The 15,946-nt window shown below is 70.1% G+C and carries 15 protein-coding genes and 2 pseudogenes; 11 read left to right on the top strand and 6 right to left on the bottom strand.

Features of this window, described 5'->3' with window-relative positions:
* Positions 1-9: 9 nt before the first annotated feature.
* From ACFC1R_RS23420 to ACFC1R_RS23400, 5 genes are all read right to left on the bottom strand, one after another.
* Complete coding sequence (locus tag ACFC1R_RS23420; RefSeq protein ID WP_375941573.1) at positions 10-276, bottom strand: hypothetical protein; 267 nt, start codon at positions 274-276, stop codon at positions 10-12.
* 2 nt (positions 277-278) lie between these two features.
* Complete coding sequence (locus ACFC1R_RS23415; protein ID WP_375941571.1) at positions 279-623, bottom strand: hypothetical protein; 345 nt, start codon at positions 621-623, stop codon at positions 279-281.
* Between the two features lie 223 nt (positions 624-846).
* Positions 847-2,232, bottom strand: a complete 1,386-nt coding sequence (locus ACFC1R_RS23410; RefSeq protein ID WP_375941569.1) for a phage major capsid protein — start codon at positions 2,230-2,232, stop codon at positions 847-849.
* Positions 2,229-2,504: a hypothetical protein gene (locus tag ACFC1R_RS23405; RefSeq protein WP_375941567.1), complete on the bottom strand. Its 276-nt coding sequence runs from the start codon at positions 2,502-2,504 to the stop codon at positions 2,229-2,231. The genes ACFC1R_RS23410 and ACFC1R_RS23405 overlap by 4 nt, the downstream gene beginning before the upstream one ends.
* A gap of 482 nt (positions 2,505-2,986) precedes the next feature.
* On the bottom strand, positions 2,987-4,525 hold the full coding sequence (locus ACFC1R_RS23400; protein ID WP_375941565.1) for a recombinase family protein: 1,539 nt from the start codon (positions 4,523-4,525) through the stop codon (positions 2,987-2,989).
* A gap of 124 nt (positions 4,526-4,649) precedes the next feature.
* Here ACFC1R_RS23400 and ACFC1R_RS23395 point away from each other — a divergent pair, with 124 nt between their 5' ends.
* The 6 genes and pseudogenes from ACFC1R_RS23395 to ACFC1R_RS23370 all read left to right on the top strand — a co-directional run.
* On the top strand, positions 4,650-4,931 hold the full coding sequence (locus ACFC1R_RS23395) for a hypothetical protein (RefSeq protein WP_375941603.1): 282 nt from the start codon (positions 4,650-4,652) through the stop codon (positions 4,929-4,931).
* 265 nt (positions 4,932-5,196) lie between these two features.
* A complete protein-coding gene (locus ACFC1R_RS23390) occupies positions 5,197-6,135 on the top strand; it encodes a type II secretion system F family protein (protein ID WP_375941563.1) in 939 nt (312 codons plus the stop codon).
* 299 nt (positions 6,136-6,434) lie between these two features.
* Positions 6,435-7,058: a type II secretion system F family protein gene (locus ACFC1R_RS23385; RefSeq protein WP_375941561.1), complete on the top strand. Its 624-nt coding sequence runs from the start codon at positions 6,435-6,437 to the stop codon at positions 7,056-7,058.
* 64 nt (positions 7,059-7,122) lie between these two features.
* Entirely contained in the window at positions 7,123-7,383 is a 261-nt protein-coding gene (locus tag ACFC1R_RS23380; RefSeq protein WP_375941559.1) for a DUF4244 domain-containing protein, read from the top strand.
* 118 nt (positions 7,384-7,501) lie between these two features.
* Complete coding sequence (locus tag ACFC1R_RS23375; protein ID WP_375941557.1) at positions 7,502-7,849, top strand: TadE family type IV pilus minor pilin; 348 nt, start codon at positions 7,502-7,504, stop codon at positions 7,847-7,849.
* Positions 7,846-8,430: pseudogene (locus ACFC1R_RS23370) on the top strand (Rv3654c family TadE-like protein); the annotation flags it as partial. The gene ACFC1R_RS23375 and the pseudogene ACFC1R_RS23370, both read left to right, overlap by 4 nt.
* Positions 8,431-8,561: 131 nt before the next feature.
* On the opposite strand, the gene ACFC1R_RS23365 reads toward ACFC1R_RS23370, so the two are convergent.
* Positions 8,562-10,907, bottom strand: coding sequence for a DEAD/DEAH box helicase (locus ACFC1R_RS23365; protein WP_375941555.1), 2,346 nt, complete (start codon positions 10,905-10,907; stop codon positions 8,562-8,564).
* A gap of 218 nt (positions 10,908-11,125) precedes the next feature.
* Between ACFC1R_RS23365 and ACFC1R_RS23360 the strand changes: the two genes are divergently transcribed.
* The 5 genes and pseudogenes from ACFC1R_RS23360 to ACFC1R_RS23340 all read left to right on the top strand — a co-directional run bounded on the left by ACFC1R_RS23360 (position 11,126) and on the right by ACFC1R_RS23340 (position 15,452).
* Positions 11,126-11,467, top strand: coding sequence for an STAS domain-containing protein (locus tag ACFC1R_RS23360; protein WP_045299370.1), 342 nt, complete (start codon positions 11,126-11,128; stop codon positions 11,465-11,467).
* 142 nt (positions 11,468-11,609) lie between these two features.
* Positions 11,610-12,029, top strand: a complete 420-nt coding sequence (locus ACFC1R_RS23355) for an ATP-binding protein (RefSeq protein WP_375941553.1) — start codon at positions 11,610-11,612, stop codon at positions 12,027-12,029.
* Positions 12,030-12,291: 262 nt separating this feature from the next.
* Positions 12,292-12,661 (top strand): annotated as a pseudogene (locus tag ACFC1R_RS23350) (cyclophilin-like fold protein).
* 221 nt (positions 12,662-12,882) lie between these two features.
* On the top strand, positions 12,883-13,647 hold the full coding sequence (locus tag ACFC1R_RS23345) for a hypothetical protein (protein ID WP_375941551.1): 765 nt from the start codon (positions 12,883-12,885) through the stop codon (positions 13,645-13,647).
* A 257-nt stretch (positions 13,648-13,904) separates the two neighbouring features.
* Complete coding sequence (locus tag ACFC1R_RS23340) at positions 13,905-15,452, top strand: methyltransferase (protein ID WP_375941550.1); 1,548 nt, start codon at positions 13,905-13,907, stop codon at positions 15,450-15,452.
* Positions 15,453-15,946 lie beyond the last annotated feature (494 nt).

Here is a 15,946-nt window from a genome sequence, read left to right as displayed (position 1 = left end):
TGCCGTTGATCAGTCGGCGGGCATGTCGGCGAGGATGCGCGCGGCGTGTTCAGCGGTCAGAAGCTCATGTTCAGCGCTGCCAGCGGCTACCGCGCGGATCACGTCGAGTTCTGCGGGGGTCGCCACACCGTGTCCCACGAGCGTCCCGATCCCCGCAGCGGGTAGCGCGGCAAAAAATGCGGCCCCACGGTCGTGACCTAGGATTCGCTCCCACTGGCTTTCGGTCCGCCGGAACAGAGCGGCGGTATTCTCGGTCTTTCGCTTGGCCTTAGCCATGCTTAGCCGCCTTTCACGAGCTTGTACGGTCCCCGGGTGCCGAGGCGCTGGTATTTCGGCGGGGCGTCGTCGTCCTCTTCAAGGTCCGGCAGCGCGAGAGCGGCGTTTAGGCGAGCAAAAGCAATGCGGGTTTGCCGCAATTCGACCACAGCGGGATTAACCTTGTTTGCCCGCATCACGCCGTTGCGCTGCACGTCGGCATCAAGCGCGTCTAGTGTGTCCGAGGTGCGGCAGATCTCCAGCAAAAGGCGCCGTTCCTGCGGAGTCAGCTCGTAGTCAGCGTTTACCGATTTCCACAGGTCGAGAGCAGTAACACTGAGCGACGAAAGCTGCTCTGAGAAGTCCACAGAAACCCTCCTTTCCTCGTTTCGTGCGTTTCACGGAGTTAGTTCATGCGCGTTTCCTGGGGGCCGGGTCCCCCTAGCGTGAGCGGCTATAGATTGACCCGCCCCCGGTACCCCCTACTGTCCGCCTTGGGAGTCACACTAAGTAAGCGTCGCGCGCCGAGAGGGACGGAAAGGAAAGGCGCCCGCCACAGCACATGGCCATGACGGGCGGCAAGCGGCAGAGTTAGAACGACGGAGTGGTAAGGCCGGTGCCAGAAATGACCGAAATGGACTGCGGGAACCGCGCAGGCTGGAAAGACACGTAATTGTAGAGTCGCACCAGGACACTCATATTCTGGGCATAAGTTTGCTGGAACGCCTCAGCCCGGATATTTGACTCCCAGGCCCAGAGGTCAGCCATGCGGGCGACAATAATGCGGTCTTCATTGCTACCCGCACCGAGATTCGTCGGCACATTTGCGTCAACAAAGACGGGCAAGCCCTGGAGTTCTCCGACGTAACCCTGCGCCCGCACATCACCGGAAACACCAGCGGCGTTGAACGGGCCACCGGCCACCGGAACGACTAGCGGACGGTTCTGCGCGTCCAGCTGCGATACACACCAGGCCCAGCGACGCGGGTGCATGATGATGGTGTCCGGCGGCAGGAAGCGACTAGTGTGAACCGCCTGAATTGCCCCGGCGATCTTGCTGTAAAGAAGACCGAGAGTCGGTGAGGCCGACGTAAACGTAATTGCGTTGGTACCCGCCTGGGTGAGAATTCCGGTCAGCTGACCATTGGTGCCGGTACCGGCGAGGACCTGAAGGTCAAACCTCATGGCATAGTCGGCGGCAAGGTCGCCGAGTACGACCGAATCCATGGACAGCGGGCTCTGCTCAATGAGCTGAAGACTCAGCGTCTGCGCGCCCGCGATGGTCGCGACCGACGACGAAACCGAAGTAGTCGTCAGATCGGTATTCTGCACCGCGCTATTCTGCGTGGTCTGGATAGCCGTAGCGGTACCTGTATTGATCTTGGGCAGAATTAGCTGATCGGTTCCAGCGGGCAGGGGTTCGAGATTGCAGCGATCAACGGTCACGCGACCCGGACGCGCGTACTGAATGAACTGCTCCTCAAGCCACTTCGGCGGGACGAACTCACCGCCCGCACCGGCCACATTTCCGGAAATAGCGCGAGTCTCCGCCTGAAGCTTCTGATTTCGATGAAGCCGGCCAGCGGCATCGCGGTCGCCCAGCTCGCGGGCCAGATACAAATCCTTGAAATAGGAAGTGCCATTATCGGGCCGGTACACTTCCTCGCTGCGCGTGACCTGAATTCGGCTATAGCCCGGCATGCTGGTACGGTTTTCCATGCTGGTGCCCTTCGTGCTGGTGGGTGCGTACTTGCGCTGCATTGGCGCGGCGGCAGCGTCGGCCTCGATCTGCTCTGCGAGCTCGTCAATTCGCTCGTCGATTTCTCGAATCTGGGCTTCGGCCGTATCAAAGTCCGCAGATTCCGCTTGCGTCAGATTTCTGTTTTCCGCCTTGGCGCGCTCTACGAGGTCCTGAAGCTGTGCGGTATAGGGCTTGCGCCTCTGCCGGAGGTCGCTGACCATCTGGCGCTTACTCACTCGCAACCACCGATCTCGTCGGCAAGGTGCTCGCCATTGCGCGGAAGGCGACGCCGGACCGCTTCAACGGCTTCCGGAATATCCCGGATAAGCGCGAAGGCATCTTCCGCTGCTGCGAGATCACCGCGCGACTCGGCGGCGAGAATGTCTAGTACAAGCTTTCGCATTTCTGGCGACGCTCCGGCGCCCTGGGCGCGGCTATCCATAGGCGCGCGGAGGGCTGCGTATTCGACGCCAGCGGATGAACGCAGTTCCGTGAGTGTGGGGGCCATCTCAGCTCCTAAAACAAAAAGGCCCCCGCGAACCCGGAATGCCTATGGGCGGCATGCATTCGGGGTTCACGAGGGCCAAGATCAAAGGGCGCGCCGCCGAGCGCAGAGAGAGCAGAGCGCTGCGCGAGGGGCGCGACCTATTCTCATTTTCTACTAGAGAGCAATGGATTCCCGGCGACTGGGCGGGCGCGGGGCCGATGTAGATATGTAGGTTGGGAGTGTGTTTCCGGTTTCCCTATAGAGTTCTATATGCATTACGAGAACAAGGGTCCAAACTACATATCTACATGGCTGAGTCAGATTTCCAGGAGTTTCCCGCGCTGCTCATCGCGTCTGTTCACTGGCGGGCGTCAGCGCTGCGCCGGGCAGTCCCCGCCAGCGGCTCTGTACGGCCGTCTACGGGCACGAAGAAGCCCCCGCCGGGCCGAGGGGCCAGACAGGGGCTGAACGGGCGCCAGAGGGGCACTCAGGGGCTCGCTCGGCTAGTCGAGAGCGCCACTCTCTTCGAGCGCGATGGCTTGCAGTGCGGCTACGTCGGGATCAACCTCACGCCACCACGCTGGGCCGTCGAAGCTGACTGACACGCGAGTCGGGGTGAACCGCTTGGGTGCTCCCGGTACCGGAGGCGATATCACCGCCCGTGCGCCCAGGTCAGCGAGCAAGGCCCGCCGCCCCTCGTCGTCTCGCCGGTTCCACTCGTCAGCGATGGTCCTGCCAGCATCCACCCAGCGCCCTTCGGCGTGCTCGGCCTCTGCGCGCAGTTCGGCAGCTCGGTGCTCAAGCGCGTTCAGTTGCGGGATGACGATCCGCGCTGCCGCTCCGTTGGGGTCAAGGTTCACCAGGTTTCCGGCCAGCCGCTCAATCTGCGTGCTCACTTCGGCGAGTTGAAGAACCGCACTGCCGTCCGGCTCAGCCCAGCGCATCAGGTTCAACCGGCCGAACCGCTTGAGGTAGTCGGCGGTCACCATGTCTTCAACCGGCGCGGCAACTACTACGTTCGGCCGGTGGATGCCCAGTCTGCCCACACCTTCGCGACACACGTACGTGCTGTAGTCCTTTCCGCGTACCTGGCGGCGCTGGCGATACATCGGGCCGTTGCACTCGGAGCAGCGCGCCACGTGCAAGAGGAGCGCCTTCCCGCTGCGCTCCACGCCACGTCCCTTGGCCTTCCCGTCGATGACAGCGCGTACGGCAGACCACGTCGCGCCGTCCAGGATGGCGGGGCCAGCAGACAGGGGTTGTCCCTCCGCATCCAGGACCGGCTGATTGGTCAGTGCACCCCGCTTGGAGCCCGGTACGGCCTGAATCAGCCATCCACGAACCGCAGGGGTGTACAGCACATCGCGGAGGGTTGACGTGTGCCAGCGACCACCCCGCACCTTGCGGCCGTCCCGCTGCCGTGCATGGTCCGCCGGGGGCAGCACTCCGCGTTCGTTCAGCTCACGGGCAAGGCCAGTCAACGACGCCCCGTGGTTGATAAGCCGGTCGGCGCACTCGCGAACGTTGGCGGCAGCGGTCTCGTCGATGGCCCAACGCTTGTTGTTCACTGGCCCATCGACTGCGTAGCCGTACGGTGCGAGACCGCCCAGATGGTTGCCGCGAGCCCGAAAGTGCTTCTTTGAGTCCTGGATACGGGACGTGATCATGTCTCGCTCGTACTCGGCGAACGCGGCAAGCACGTTGATGATGATCGAGGCGTTCTCCGGCGACACCACGCCATCGGCGGTGACGACGGTCGTCCGGGTGGATTCCGCCGCCTTCAACAAGCGCTGGAACTCCAGGACACTCCGGGCGTACCGGTCGAGCTTCGCGGCGAGCACGTAGTCAGCGCGCGGCAGCCAGGCAAGTACCTCGCGCATACCGGGGCGATCCTCTAGCTTCGTGGCACCGGAGACGTTGGTGTCGCTGGCAACGTGGATCACTTCCCAACCTCGCTGTGCCGCATACGCTTTGCACGCGGTGATGCGGTGGTCAGGTGCCTCGTCGGCGAACAGGCGGGACAGGCGGTCGTAGATGATCACGGTTGGCATGGGGCCCCCTCTCTCGTTCCCCCTAGCGCGCATCGACTTCCTGCACGGTTAGGGCGGTCACGCGGGCGGCAGCGGGACGCTCCACGCCAACACCGCAGCCGACGTCCCGGCCAGACTGGAGGCGCTCGGTTCGCTCGCCGGACTGGACCGGCTCTCCCTGCACAGCCAACTGCGGGCGGCCCTCGACGTCATCGTCCACCTTGTCCGTGATCCGGGCACAGGGCTGCGCAGGGTCGCCGAGATCCACATGCTCACGAGCGACGAGCGCGGGCTCGCGACGACCACCCCGGCGGTCACCTTCGCGGCTGACGGCAGCTGTGGGCCAGGCCCCGGTTGGGAGCGATTGCGGCAGCGCTGTGCGGCCCGAGGGGTGGAGCTGCCGGGGAGCATCCGATGAGCGCGCGTCAGGTCGAGGCCCTCTGGACGCTGCTGTTGTGCGGTACCGCGCTCGGCGCCTGGTGGTTGCTGCAGTCCGCGAGGCAGGGGTTGTCGCGGCAGAGGCCGGTGGGGCAGGGGTCGCGATGACCGAGGAACAGGCGCTATGGGCAGCCGGACTGCTCGGTGCGGCAACCGGGCTCCGGTGGGCTCTCCACCGGAGGGCGCGGGCAGCCGAGCGGGCCCGGGGACTCTTCGGCCCCGTGGTGGGAGAGGACCGAGGAGGCTTGCTGGACCGTCTCCGAGCCTGGGCGCAGTCAGGTCGGCTGCGCCGGTTGGTGCCGGAACTCCTGCTCCTCCCGGTCGGGTTGGCGCTCGGGCAGGCGACAGGGTCCCCGGTGCCACTGGTGGTGGCGGCCATCGGTGTGGTGCCGCTGCGGCGATGGCGCCAGCGCCGTCGCGGCGCGAGAGCGGCACGCAGGCGGGCGACGGCGGTGATCGAGCTCTGCGTCGGCCTCGCGGCGGAGCTGCGCGCGGGCGCGACGGCGGACCAGGCCCTGGGCTCGGTGACCGCGCGCACGGGGTCCCTGCGGGCCGGCCTGGGGGCCGAGGCCACCGCCCGGTTGGCCGCCGGGCGGTACGGCGCCGACATCCCGGCCGCGCTGAGATCCGTGGCGGATCTTCCCGGCGGGCAGGGCGCGGCTGCCGTTGCGGCGTGCTGGGAGGTGACCGCGGAGGGTGGCACCGGCCTGGCCGCCGGACTGGACCAACTCGCCGATGCGCTGAGGGCGGAGCGAGCGCTGACCGAGGAGATCGCCGGGGAATTGGCCGGGCCGAGGACGACCGTTGCCGTACTCGCCGCCCTGCCGCTGGTCGGCCTGCTGCTGGGCGCCGCACTCGGGGCGAAGCCCGTGCAGGTACTGCTGCACACACCCGTCGGCCTGGGCTGCCTGGCGGTGGGGGCGCTGCTGGAGGCGGCAGGGCTGGTGTGGACTGCGCGGATCGTGCGTGCGGCGGAGGCCGCCGAAGGCTTGCCGGGCCGAGGGGGGCCGACAAGCGGGGCGGAGCCGTCCGGGCGGCAGTTGGCGGCGGGGGCGGCTGCTGATCGGCGTAGCCCGGCGAGACCGGGCGCAGGGGGTCGACGGGGAGCAACGGGCCTGCCGGGGCGAGCGGTTGAGTGCGGGATCTCCAGAGTGCGCAGCGGCAGGGCGGAGGTGGCGTGGTGAGCGTCGGAGTTCCGATGCTGTCGTTCGCCCTGCCCGTGGCGGTGGTGGCGGCCGCCGGGGAGGCAGTGGTGGCAGGTCGGCGGCGAGCTGTTCGGCGCAGGCTCGGCCGGTGGGGCGGTTCCTGGGCCGACCGGCGGGGCGGTCAGTGGGACGGTCGACTGGATGGTCGGTGGGATGTCCGCACTCCCGGGTGGGATGTCCGGAAGGGACGGCTGTCCTGGAGAAGCCGCGGCCTACGGTCCGGGCACGACACCCACGGGGACGGCCACCGCCTGCGGTCGCGAGGCTGGCGAGACCGGATGACCGACCTGGTGGGTGCCGACTGGACGGTGCCGATCGTGACGGGGGCCGGTGCGGTAGCTGTCATCGGCGGTCCGGTCGGGCTGTCGGCCGGAGTCGTGATCGCACTCGCCGCGAAGCGCTGGCTGCCTCGCGTGCGTTCTCCGGCTGCTCGGCAGGCCGCACTGGAACAGGACCGGTTGACCCGGCAACTGCCGCTGACGGCCGAGCTGCTGGCCGCCTGCCTCGGGTCCTGCTCGTCGCCGGCCCAGGCTGCCGCGGCCGTCGCGATGAGCGTGAGTCCGCCGATGAGTGACCGGCTGGCCGGTGTGGCGGCCGAGTTGTCGCTCGGGGCGCCGCCGGAGGTCTGCTGGGAGAGGCTCGGCGCGGAGTGCCCGACGCTCGCTCCGCTGGCGCGCTGCCTGGTACGGACGAGTGTCAGCGGCTCGCCGCCTGCCGCGCCCCTGATCGGACTGGCCCAGACCGAGCGGGCGGCGGTCGGCCGGGCTGCCCACGCCCGCGTTCGCCGCGCGGGGGTGCTCGCCACCGCTCCGCTCGGCGTCTGTTTCCTCCCCGCCTTCGTCCTGATCGGGGTGGTGCCCGTGGTGGTCGGGCTGACGTCGCTCTTCAGCAAACGAATCTGACGATTCGTGGGATTCATCCAGTTCGTGAAGTCGAGCGCTTGGACCGAGTCGAAGGAGATCTGCCATGACCGTTCCCGTCGCGATCGCAGTGGGCCGAGGTCCCGCCCGCCCCGCTCAGCTCCTCCGGAGGGCCGGAAAGTGGCTCTCCGCGCGGCTGAGAAGGCTGCGGGGCGTGCAGGGCGATGCGGGGATGACGACGGCCGAGTACGCCGTCGGCACCGTGGCCGCGTGCGCAATCGCTGCGGCCCTCTACAAGGTGGTGACCAGCGGGACGGTCACCGACGCGTTCAACGAGCTGCTCACGCGGGCACTCCATGTCGTCTGATCCGCCCCGACCTCCCCGGCTGTTCGGGCAGTGCAGTCCGAAGCGGCCAGGATGCCGGTGCTCCTCCCCGTGCGCTTCGCGGCAGCACACGGGGAGGAGCACCGGGGACGGCGGCTTCGTGACGGCCGAGACGGCGGTCGCGCTGCCGGCCCTGGTCCTCCTCGCAGCGATGCTGATGTGGGGGGTCGTGGCGGCCGCTGCCCAGATCCGCTGTGTGGATGCCGCGCGGATCGGGGCGAGGGCGGCGGCCCGGGGCGACGTGAACGCCGCTGAGGTGGCACGGGCGGCGGCACCCAGCGGGGCGGCCGTCCAGATCTCCCGGGACAGCGAGACGGTGCGGGTGGCGGTCGATGCACCCTGCCCGGGGCCGGGGCACCTCGCCTCGGCTCTGACAGCCCGCTTGAGGGCCTCTGCGGTGGCGGCACGCGAGGACGTCATCGGTGTGGTGGAAGGCGGTGAGCGATGACGATCCGGGCCCCGGAGACCGATGTTCCTCGCGCTCCTTGCGGTCTCGATGCAACCGGGCGCGACGCGACCAGCCTCGATACGGCCGGCTTCGATGAGGGTGGGCTGACCGTGACCCTGCCTGTGCCCCTGCCCCCACCCCTGCCCGTGCCCGTGTCCGGAGTGATCGCAGTTCGATCGGTCGGGACCGGAGCCGTCGAGACCCCGTCGGCCGGCCTCACCGCAGCGCACCCCAGACCGGATTCCCCACCGGACTCCACCCCGCGCTCCGCACCGGACTCCACCCCGCGAGGGGCTGCGCCCGACGAGGGCTCGGCCACCGTGTGGCTGGTTGCGCTGGCGATGCTCGGCTGCGTGGTGTTCGCGGCGAGCCTGGCCGTCGGATCGGTCGTGGCCGCGCGGCACCGAGCGGAGTCCGCCGCTGATCTCGCCGCACTCGCAGCCGCCGACCGACTGCTGCTGGACCCGGACGGCGGCTGCGGTTGGGCCGCCCGGATCGCGGACGCCCACCGGGCAGCGCTGGTCTCCTGCTCGGTGGATCCGGACGCGGACGCCGTGGCGGTGACGGTCGAGGTGGAAGTCCCCCGAGGGGCGGTGCCGTTCCCGATCGGCCCGGCCCAGGGACGGGCCAGGGCCGGACCGGTCTGGTCCTGGGAGGCCGACGGTCCGGAGCCCGCAGCAGGGTCGGCCCGGGAGCACCCGGCCGTGACCGGTCAGGCCCCACCGCCGGTCGCCTCAGGTAGTCCCGGAGCTCCGGCCAGCAGGATGTCCAGCAGCCGTACGGCTGCCGCCTTGTCGAGCGGCTCGTTGCCGTTCCCGCACTTCGGGGACTGCACGCACGACGGGCAGCCACGTTCGCACTCGCACGCCGCGATCGCGTCCCGGGTCGCCGTGAGCCACGGCTCAGCCCGGTGGAAACCGCGTTCGGCGAAGCCGGCGCCACCGGAGTGCCCGTCGTACACGAAGACCGTCGGCAGTTGGGTGTCGGGGTGGAGCGGCACGGAGACGCCGCCGATGTCCCAGCGGTCGCAGGTGGCGAAGAGCGGGAGCAGGCCGATCGCGGCGTGCTCGGCCGCGTGCGCGGCACCCGGGAGCTGGTCGAACGGGATCTCGGCGTCGAGTAGTTGGTCCTCCGTGACGGTCCACCAGACGGCCCGGGTGCGCAGTGTCCTCGGTGGCAGGTCGAGTTTGCTCTCGCCGAGGATCTCGCCGGTGGAGATGCGCTTGCGCAGGTATCCCACCACCTGGTTGACCACCTCGACCGAGCCGAAACAGAGCCGCGCCTCGCCCCACTCCACGCTGGTGTCGGTGCCGAGGACGGAGATGGAGGTGATGTCCCGGGCAGCCGTCGTGTAGGGCGGGTCGGCCCGTTCGACCACGGCGACGGAGGTTTCGAGGTCGAGGTCCTGCACCAGGTACGTACGGCCCTGGTGCAGGTGGACCGCGCCGGTGTGCACGGTGGTGTGGGCGGCGGCCGCGTCCACGGTGCCGAGCAGCCGGCCGGTGGAGCCTTCGACGATCTGCACCGGGCTGCCGCCGCTGCCCCGCAGGTCCACGGCGTCCGCGGCGCGCTCACGCCGGGTCCAGTACCAGGCGTTGTCGCCGCGCCGCCGCAGCAGCCCGCGCTGCTCCAGCACCGGGAGCAGCTGGGCGGTGGAGGGGCCGAACAGGGCGAGGTCGCTTTCGCCGAGCGGGAGTTCGGCGGCGGCCGCGCAGAGGTGGGGCGCGAGGATGTGGGGGTTGTCCGGGTCGAGCACGGTGGCTTCGACGGGGTTGGCGAACAGCGCCTCCGGGTGGTGCACGAGGTAGGTGTCCAGGGGGTCGTCCCGGGCGATCAGCATGGCGAACGCGCCCTGGCCCTCCCGTCCGGCCCGACCGGCCTGCTGCCAGAGCGAGGCTCGGGTCCCCGGGTAGCCGGCCATCAGAACGGCGTCCAGGCCCGAGACGTCCACGCCGAGCTCGAGGGCGGAGGTCGAGGCGAGGCCGAGAAGCCGCCCGGAGTACAGGTCACGCTCCAGGGCCCGGCGTTCCTCGGCGAGGTAGCCGCCCCGGTACGCGGCGACGCGGGCGGCGAGCGGTGAGCCGAGCTGGTCCTGCGCCTGCAGGGCCACGAGTTCGGCGGCGCGGCGTGAGCGGACGAAGACCACCGTCCGTGTTCCGGCCCCGACCAGGTCGGTGAGCAGGTAGCCGGCTTCGGCGGTGGCGGTACGGCGTACGGGGGCGCCGTGCTCGCCGACGATCTCGGTGAGAGGAGGCTCCCAGAGGGCGAAGACCAGCGGGCCGCGTGGCGAGGCGTCCTCCGTCACCGCGACGGCCGGGAGGCCGGTGAGCCGTTCAGCGGTGGCCGCAGGGTCGGCGGTGGTGGCCGACGCGAGCAGGAAGACCGGTTCGGAGCCGTACCGGGCACAGAGCCGGCGCAGTCGGCGCAGCACCTGGGCGACGTGCGAGCCGAAGACACCGCGGTAGCTGTGGCACTCGTCGACCACGACGTACTTCAGCGCTTTGAGGAAGGAGGACCAGCGCGCGTGGCCGGGGAGGATGCCGCGGTGCAGCATGTCCGGGTTGGTGAGCACGTACGAGGCGTACTGGCGGACCCACTCGCGTTCCTCGGGCGGCGTGTCGCCGTCGTAGAGGGCCGGGCGGACCCGGTCCGGGACGAGTTCGGCGGCGCGTCGGCGCTGGTCGGCGGCCAGTGCCTTGGTCGGGGCCAGGTAGAGCGCGGTCGCGCCGCGCCCGTTCGGGGCTTCGGTGCCGTCCAGCAGGTCGCTGAGCAGCGGCGCCAGGTAGCCGAGCGACTTGCCCGAGGCAGTCCCTGTGGCAATAACCATGGTTTGGCCGTTTTTGGCCAGATTCATTGCCTCGGCCTGGTGGGCCCAGGGCAGGTCGACCCCCAGGGCCTGCGCCGACGCCACGATCTCCGGTCGAATGCCGTCCGGCCATGGCGAGAAGCGCGCCTGACGGGCCGGTAGATGCTCCGTATGGGTGAGGCGGTCCGAGCGGGACCGACCCTTGGCCAGGGCGGCCAACAGGGCCTCGGGCGGGCGGTGGTGGGGTGGCATGAGGACCCAGTGTGTCACTGGCGTGACGGAGAATCGCTCCAAGCCATCGTGCGGGCATGGTTGCAAGTGGTTGAATGAAGCCGTGACGGCCGCATGGCCGAGGGCCGCAACGCCGAGGTGCGATTTGCCGTGGCAGCGCGCCCGGCCTGCGACCAAAGCGACGGCGGCCGACCGGCCGAGGTCGCAATGACGTAGCAAGGCAAGGTGCTGGAGGTTCCGTGGACCTGTCCCTGTCGACCCACACGATCGGCGACCGCACGGTTGTCGAGGTCGGTGGCGAGATCGATGTGTACACCGCCCCCAAGCTGCGCGAGCAGCTGGTCGAGCTCGTCAACGACGGTAACTACCACCTGATCGTCGACATGGAGGGCGTGGATTTCCTCGATTCGACCGGTCTGGGTGTCCTCGTCGGTGGCCTGAAGCGGGTCCGGGCGCACGAGGGTTCGCTGCGTCTGGTGTGCAACCAGGAGCGCATTCTCAAGATCTTCCGGATCACTGGCCTGACCAAGGTCTTCCCGATCCACAACTCGGTCGAAGAAGCGGTCTCGGCGACCGACTGATCCACTTTCAACACGCCGGCGTGAGCAGACCGACGGGGCGACCGCGCCTCGTCGGCCTGTGGGGCGCCGGAACGGACCCGGCGTCGCCGTGACCGGCGGCGCCCGTGGTGAGGTGTTGGGAAGTAACCCCGGAGGGGGAGAGATGGCAACCGTCGAACTTCGATTCAGTGCGCTTCCCGAGCACGTGCGTACGGCCCGGCTGGTGGCTGCGGCAGTGGCGAGACGCGTAGGTGTCGACGAGTCGGTGCTCGACGAGGTGCGACTCGCGGTGGGCGAGGCCTGCTCGCGTGCGGTCGGGCTGCACCGCCGCGGCGGTATCGACGGTGCGGTGCGGGTCGCTCTGATCGACCAGGAGAAGCGTTTCTTCATCGAGGTGGAGGACGAGGCCGGTCCGGCCGGTGTGCCCTCCGCCGATCGGGGCGAGGACTCCGATGCGGAGGAGGACGCGCTCGGCCTCGCGGTGATCACCGGACTGGTCGAGGACGTCGAGGTGACCAATGGCGCCGAAGGCGGTCTGATCCGCATGAGCTGGCCGGTGGCCGACCCGTCCGCGGACGACTGAGCCCCGCCGCTCCGAACCCGAGCCGGACTGAATCCGAGCCGGACTGAATCCGAGCCGGACTGAATCCGAGCCGGACTGAATCCGAGCCGGACTGAACCGGATCGGATCGAGCGGGGCTGACCCGCTGCTGCGGCCTGCCGACGTACACCGCGCCGGTGGTCTGCGGCTTCCGGCTGCGCGGGCGATGATTGACAAGTTGTTGAAGTTGGCTGTTCCCTGCTCTCGGGCGCGATCGGTACGGTTCGAGACAAGGGACACCCCCATGCGGATACGCATTCTGTGGCCGGCCGGGCAAGCGATGGCGACGCTGCGGTCGACGCCCACCTCGACGGCGCTCTGGGAGGCGCTGCCGATCGCAGCCTCGGCCGGTACGTGGGGCGAGGAGGTCTACTTCGGGACGCCCGGTCAGCGTGCCCCGGGAGGACGACGCCAGGCAGGTCGTGGAGCCCGGCACGGTCGCCTTCTGGACGGACGGCGACAGCCTGGCGCTGCCGTACGGGCCCACGCCGGTCTCGTACGGGGACGAATGCCGACTGGCCAGTGCCTGCAACATCCTCGGTGAGCTGGCCGGCGACCCGCGGGTGCTGCGCACCGTCCGCAACGGAGATCCGATCCGGGCCGAGCGAGCCTGACCGGAGGCACTTCTGCGGCCGGGCCCGATCCGAACCCGCAGGTCGGCCGTCCCCGGCTCGAGGGCCGGGCCTCCTGCGATCCGCGTACCGGCCCCCTCGGCCGGTGGCGGGGCCGAGGTGGCGCGGGGAGGGCCGGGCCGCAGGGGAGCCGGGCGCCTGCGGGCCCGACGGACGGCCGTGTAGGTTCGCAGGTCGATGACCGACACCGAAAGGGCCTCCCGGTGAAGAAGCGACTGTTGACCGTGTCCGCGCTCGGTGCGCTGCTGGCGTTCGGTGCCGTCGGGTGCGGTGGCAACGACAGCGCTGCGCTCGACAACTGGGCTAAGAGCGTCTGTGACAGCGCTCAGAGCCCGATAGGCAAGTCCAGCGACGCCCTCGCCGACACCGGCAGGGTGAAGCCGGGAGAGGCCCCGGTGGACCTCCAGAAGCGGCTGTCGGCCGACCTCGCCGTGCTCGCGACCGCGAACCAGCAGTTGGCCGACGCGATCGACAAGGCGGGTGCACCGAAGGTGAGCGACGGCGCGAAGCTGCAGCAGGGCGCCGTGGACGAGCTCAAGCAGGCGACCCAGGGCTACCTCGACGTCCAGAAGAAGCTGAACGCACTACCCAACGACGACCAGGCCCGGTTCGCGGACGGTCTCAGGAGCGTCGGCGACCAGGTCCAGCGGTTGGCCCAGCAGTCCACGTCCGCGCTGAAGAACATCCAGGCCGGTGATCTCGGGGCGGCGATCAGCAAGCAGTCCGGCTGCAAGGCCAAGCCCGGTGCGGGAGCGGCGGCGGGCGGTGCGGCGGGTGCTACGGCAGGCGCGCCCACCGGGTCCGTCACTGGCAGCGTCGGTGCCAGTTCTTCGGCCCGGAGCGGAGCATCGTCGGCCTCGCCGTCCGCCTCCCCGTCGGCCGCCGAGTCCAGTGCGGCTCCCTCGGGCGGTGCTTCGGACTCCGCCTCGGCCTCCGCTTCACCGTCGGCCTCCTCGTCCGGTAACTGAGCCGCCGGGCAGCTGAGCCGTCCGGTAACTGAGCCGCCCCGCAGCTGAGCCGTCCGGTAGCCGGGCCCTTCGGCAACCGGGTCGACCGGCAACCGGGCCGTCCCGAAGCCCGCCAGCCCGCCGACCCGCCGGCTCGGCTGCCGTACCGCTCGGAGGTCGAGCCGCTCGGAGGTCGAGCCGCCCGGAAACGCTCCGCTCGGCGGGTGGGGGCTGTGCCGCGAGGTGGGTGGTGACGGGGGACGGGGGACAATGGGCCGGTGACCAGTAGCCCCGTTCTTGACCCCAGCCGCCTCGCGAAGCTCCGTGAGGCGCTGCTCGCCGCCTCGTACACCGCCGACGGCTGCCTCGACCTGCTCGGGCCGACCGGCTACGCAGCCCTGGCCCGCAGCGAGGCGGTACCCGCACTGCGGGCGACCCGTGGCGGGAGCCCGCTGGAGACGTTGGTGCGGCTCTTCCTGCTCCAGCAGCCGGTCCCGTACGCGGCTGCCGCGGCGGCGTTGCCGGTCGAGGACTGCCTGGCGGACGGTTGGCTGGCCCGGGACGGCGAGACCGTACGGGCCACCGTGGATGTCCGCCCGTACGCCAACGAGGTGGAGGGCCTGCCGAGTGCGGACGCCTGGGTGGTCTCCGACCTGGGGTGCGCGGTCGGCGGCGCCGGTGGCATCGGCTCGGGGGAGACCGCGCAGGGCGTGGCCCGGAAGGACCTCGTGCTCGGCGTGGGCGGCGCCTCCACCACGCTCGCCAACCTCGCCGTGCGGCGGCCGGTCCGTACCGCGCTCGACCTCGGTTCGGGTTCCGGCGTGCAGTCGCTGCACGCCGCCCGGCACGCGCAGCGGGTCACCGCCACCGACCTGAACCCGCGGGCCCTGCACTTCACCCGTCTGACCCTGGCCCTCTCCGGCTTCGAGAACGTCGAGGTGGCCGAGGGCAGCCTCTTCGAGCCGGTGACCCACGGGCAGTCCGGCCCGCGGAAGTTCGACCTGATCGTCTCCAACCCGCCGTTCGTGATCTCGCCCGGCAGCCGCTTCGTCTACCGTGACGGCGGGATGGCCGGTGACGACCTCTGCCGCAGCCTGGTCCGGGGCGCGGCCGCACACCTGGAGCCGGGCGGGTACTGCCACCTGCTGGCCAACTGGCAGCACGTCAAGGGCGAGGACTGGCACGACCGTCTGGCGGGCTGGGTGGCCGGTACCGGGCTGGATGCCTGGGTCGTGCAGCGCGAGGTCCAGGACGCGGCCCAGTACGCCGAGTTGTGGCTGCGGGACGGCGGCGACCACCGTGGCCCCGGCTCCGACTACCAGACCCGATACAACGAGTGGCTGGACGCCTTCGAGGCCGAGGGCGTGGAGGGCATCGGCTTCGGCTGGATCACCCTGCGGGCGGGCGGCGCGGACCGGCCGACCGTACGGGTCGAGGAGTGGCCGCACCCGGTGGAGCAGCCGCTCGGCCCCCACATCGAGAGCTGGTTCGAGCGCCAGGACTTCCTGCGGACGCACGACGACGCGGCCCTGCTGGCCGCGCGCTACGTGCTGGCCGACGAGGTGGTCCAGGAGCAGGTCGGCCCGCCCGGCGCGGAGGACCCTGAGCATGTGATCCTCCGTCACAACCGCGGCATGCGCCGGGCGACCAAGGTGGACACGGTCGGTGCGGGCTTCGTCGGAGTCTGTGACGGTACGCTCACGGCCGGCGAGATCGTCGACGCCATCGCGCACCTGCTCGGCGAGGACCAGGTGCTGCTGCGTGACCGGGTGCCGGAGTCGCTGCGGCTGCTGACCGAGCAGGGCTTCATCAACCCGGTTCGCTGACCGGCCCCTTGGCCGGCCGGACGGGTCGGCCCCTGTGTGGGGGCGACCCGTCCGTGGGGGCCGACCCGGGTGCGGTGGCCCGCCCGGTCGCGGGTGGTAGAGCTCCGTGACGTGGGTGATGCGGCCGGAGCCGTCCACGGTGATGTCGTAGTTGCCGCCGAAGCAGGAGTACGGCTGGTCGACCGGGCGTCGCCGCCGAAGCGGCGGAGGCGGCGTTGGAGGCGGATCCGGCGGTGGCGGCCTGCTTGCCGTCGCTGCCGCAGGCGGTGAGGGTGAGGGCGGTGGTGGCGAGCAGTGCTGCGGCCGCCAGTGGGCGCTGAGCTGACATTCTGAATCCCCCTGGGCGTCCGGCCAGTTGGTGCGACCGGCCGAGGTGTGGCGTCCGTACCTCTCTCCACGTGGTCTCCACGTGGCCGACCGGCGCGGGGTTGCCGCTGTTTCGGAGCCGCGACGGCCCGGTTGCCCTGTGTGGTCGGGGTCGGGTCGCGTCACCC

The sequence above is a fragment of the Kitasatospora sp. NPDC056138 genome (assembly GCF_042264695.1).
In the GTDB taxonomy this organism is placed as follows: Bacteria; Actinomycetota; Actinomycetes; order Streptomycetales; family Streptomycetaceae; genus Kitasatospora.
Note: the sequence above shows the minus strand (reverse complement) of the source record. Positions and strands in the feature narration are given on the sequence as shown.

Coding starts and splice junctions, on each gene's coding strand:
- ACFC1R_RS23385 (WP_375941561.1), top strand. CDS start 6,435: ATGACCGACCTGGTGGGTGCCGACTGGACGGTGCCGATCGTGACGGGG.
- ACFC1R_RS23420 (WP_375941573.1), bottom strand. CDS start 276: ATGGCTAAGGCCAAGCGAAAGACCGAGAATACCGCCGCTCTGTTCCGG.
- ACFC1R_RS23380 (WP_375941559.1), top strand. CDS start 7,123: ATGACCGTTCCCGTCGCGATCGCAGTGGGCCGAGGTCCCGCCCGCCCC.
- ACFC1R_RS23365 (WP_375941555.1), bottom strand. CDS start 10,907: ATGCCACCCCACCACCGCCCGCCCGAGGCCCTGTTGGCCGCCCTGGCC.
- ACFC1R_RS23405 (WP_375941567.1), bottom strand. CDS start 2,504: ATGGCCCCCACACTCACGGAACTGCGTTCATCCGCTGGCGTCGAATAC.
- ACFC1R_RS23355 (WP_375941553.1), top strand. CDS start 11,610: ATGGCAACCGTCGAACTTCGATTCAGTGCGCTTCCCGAGCACGTGCGT.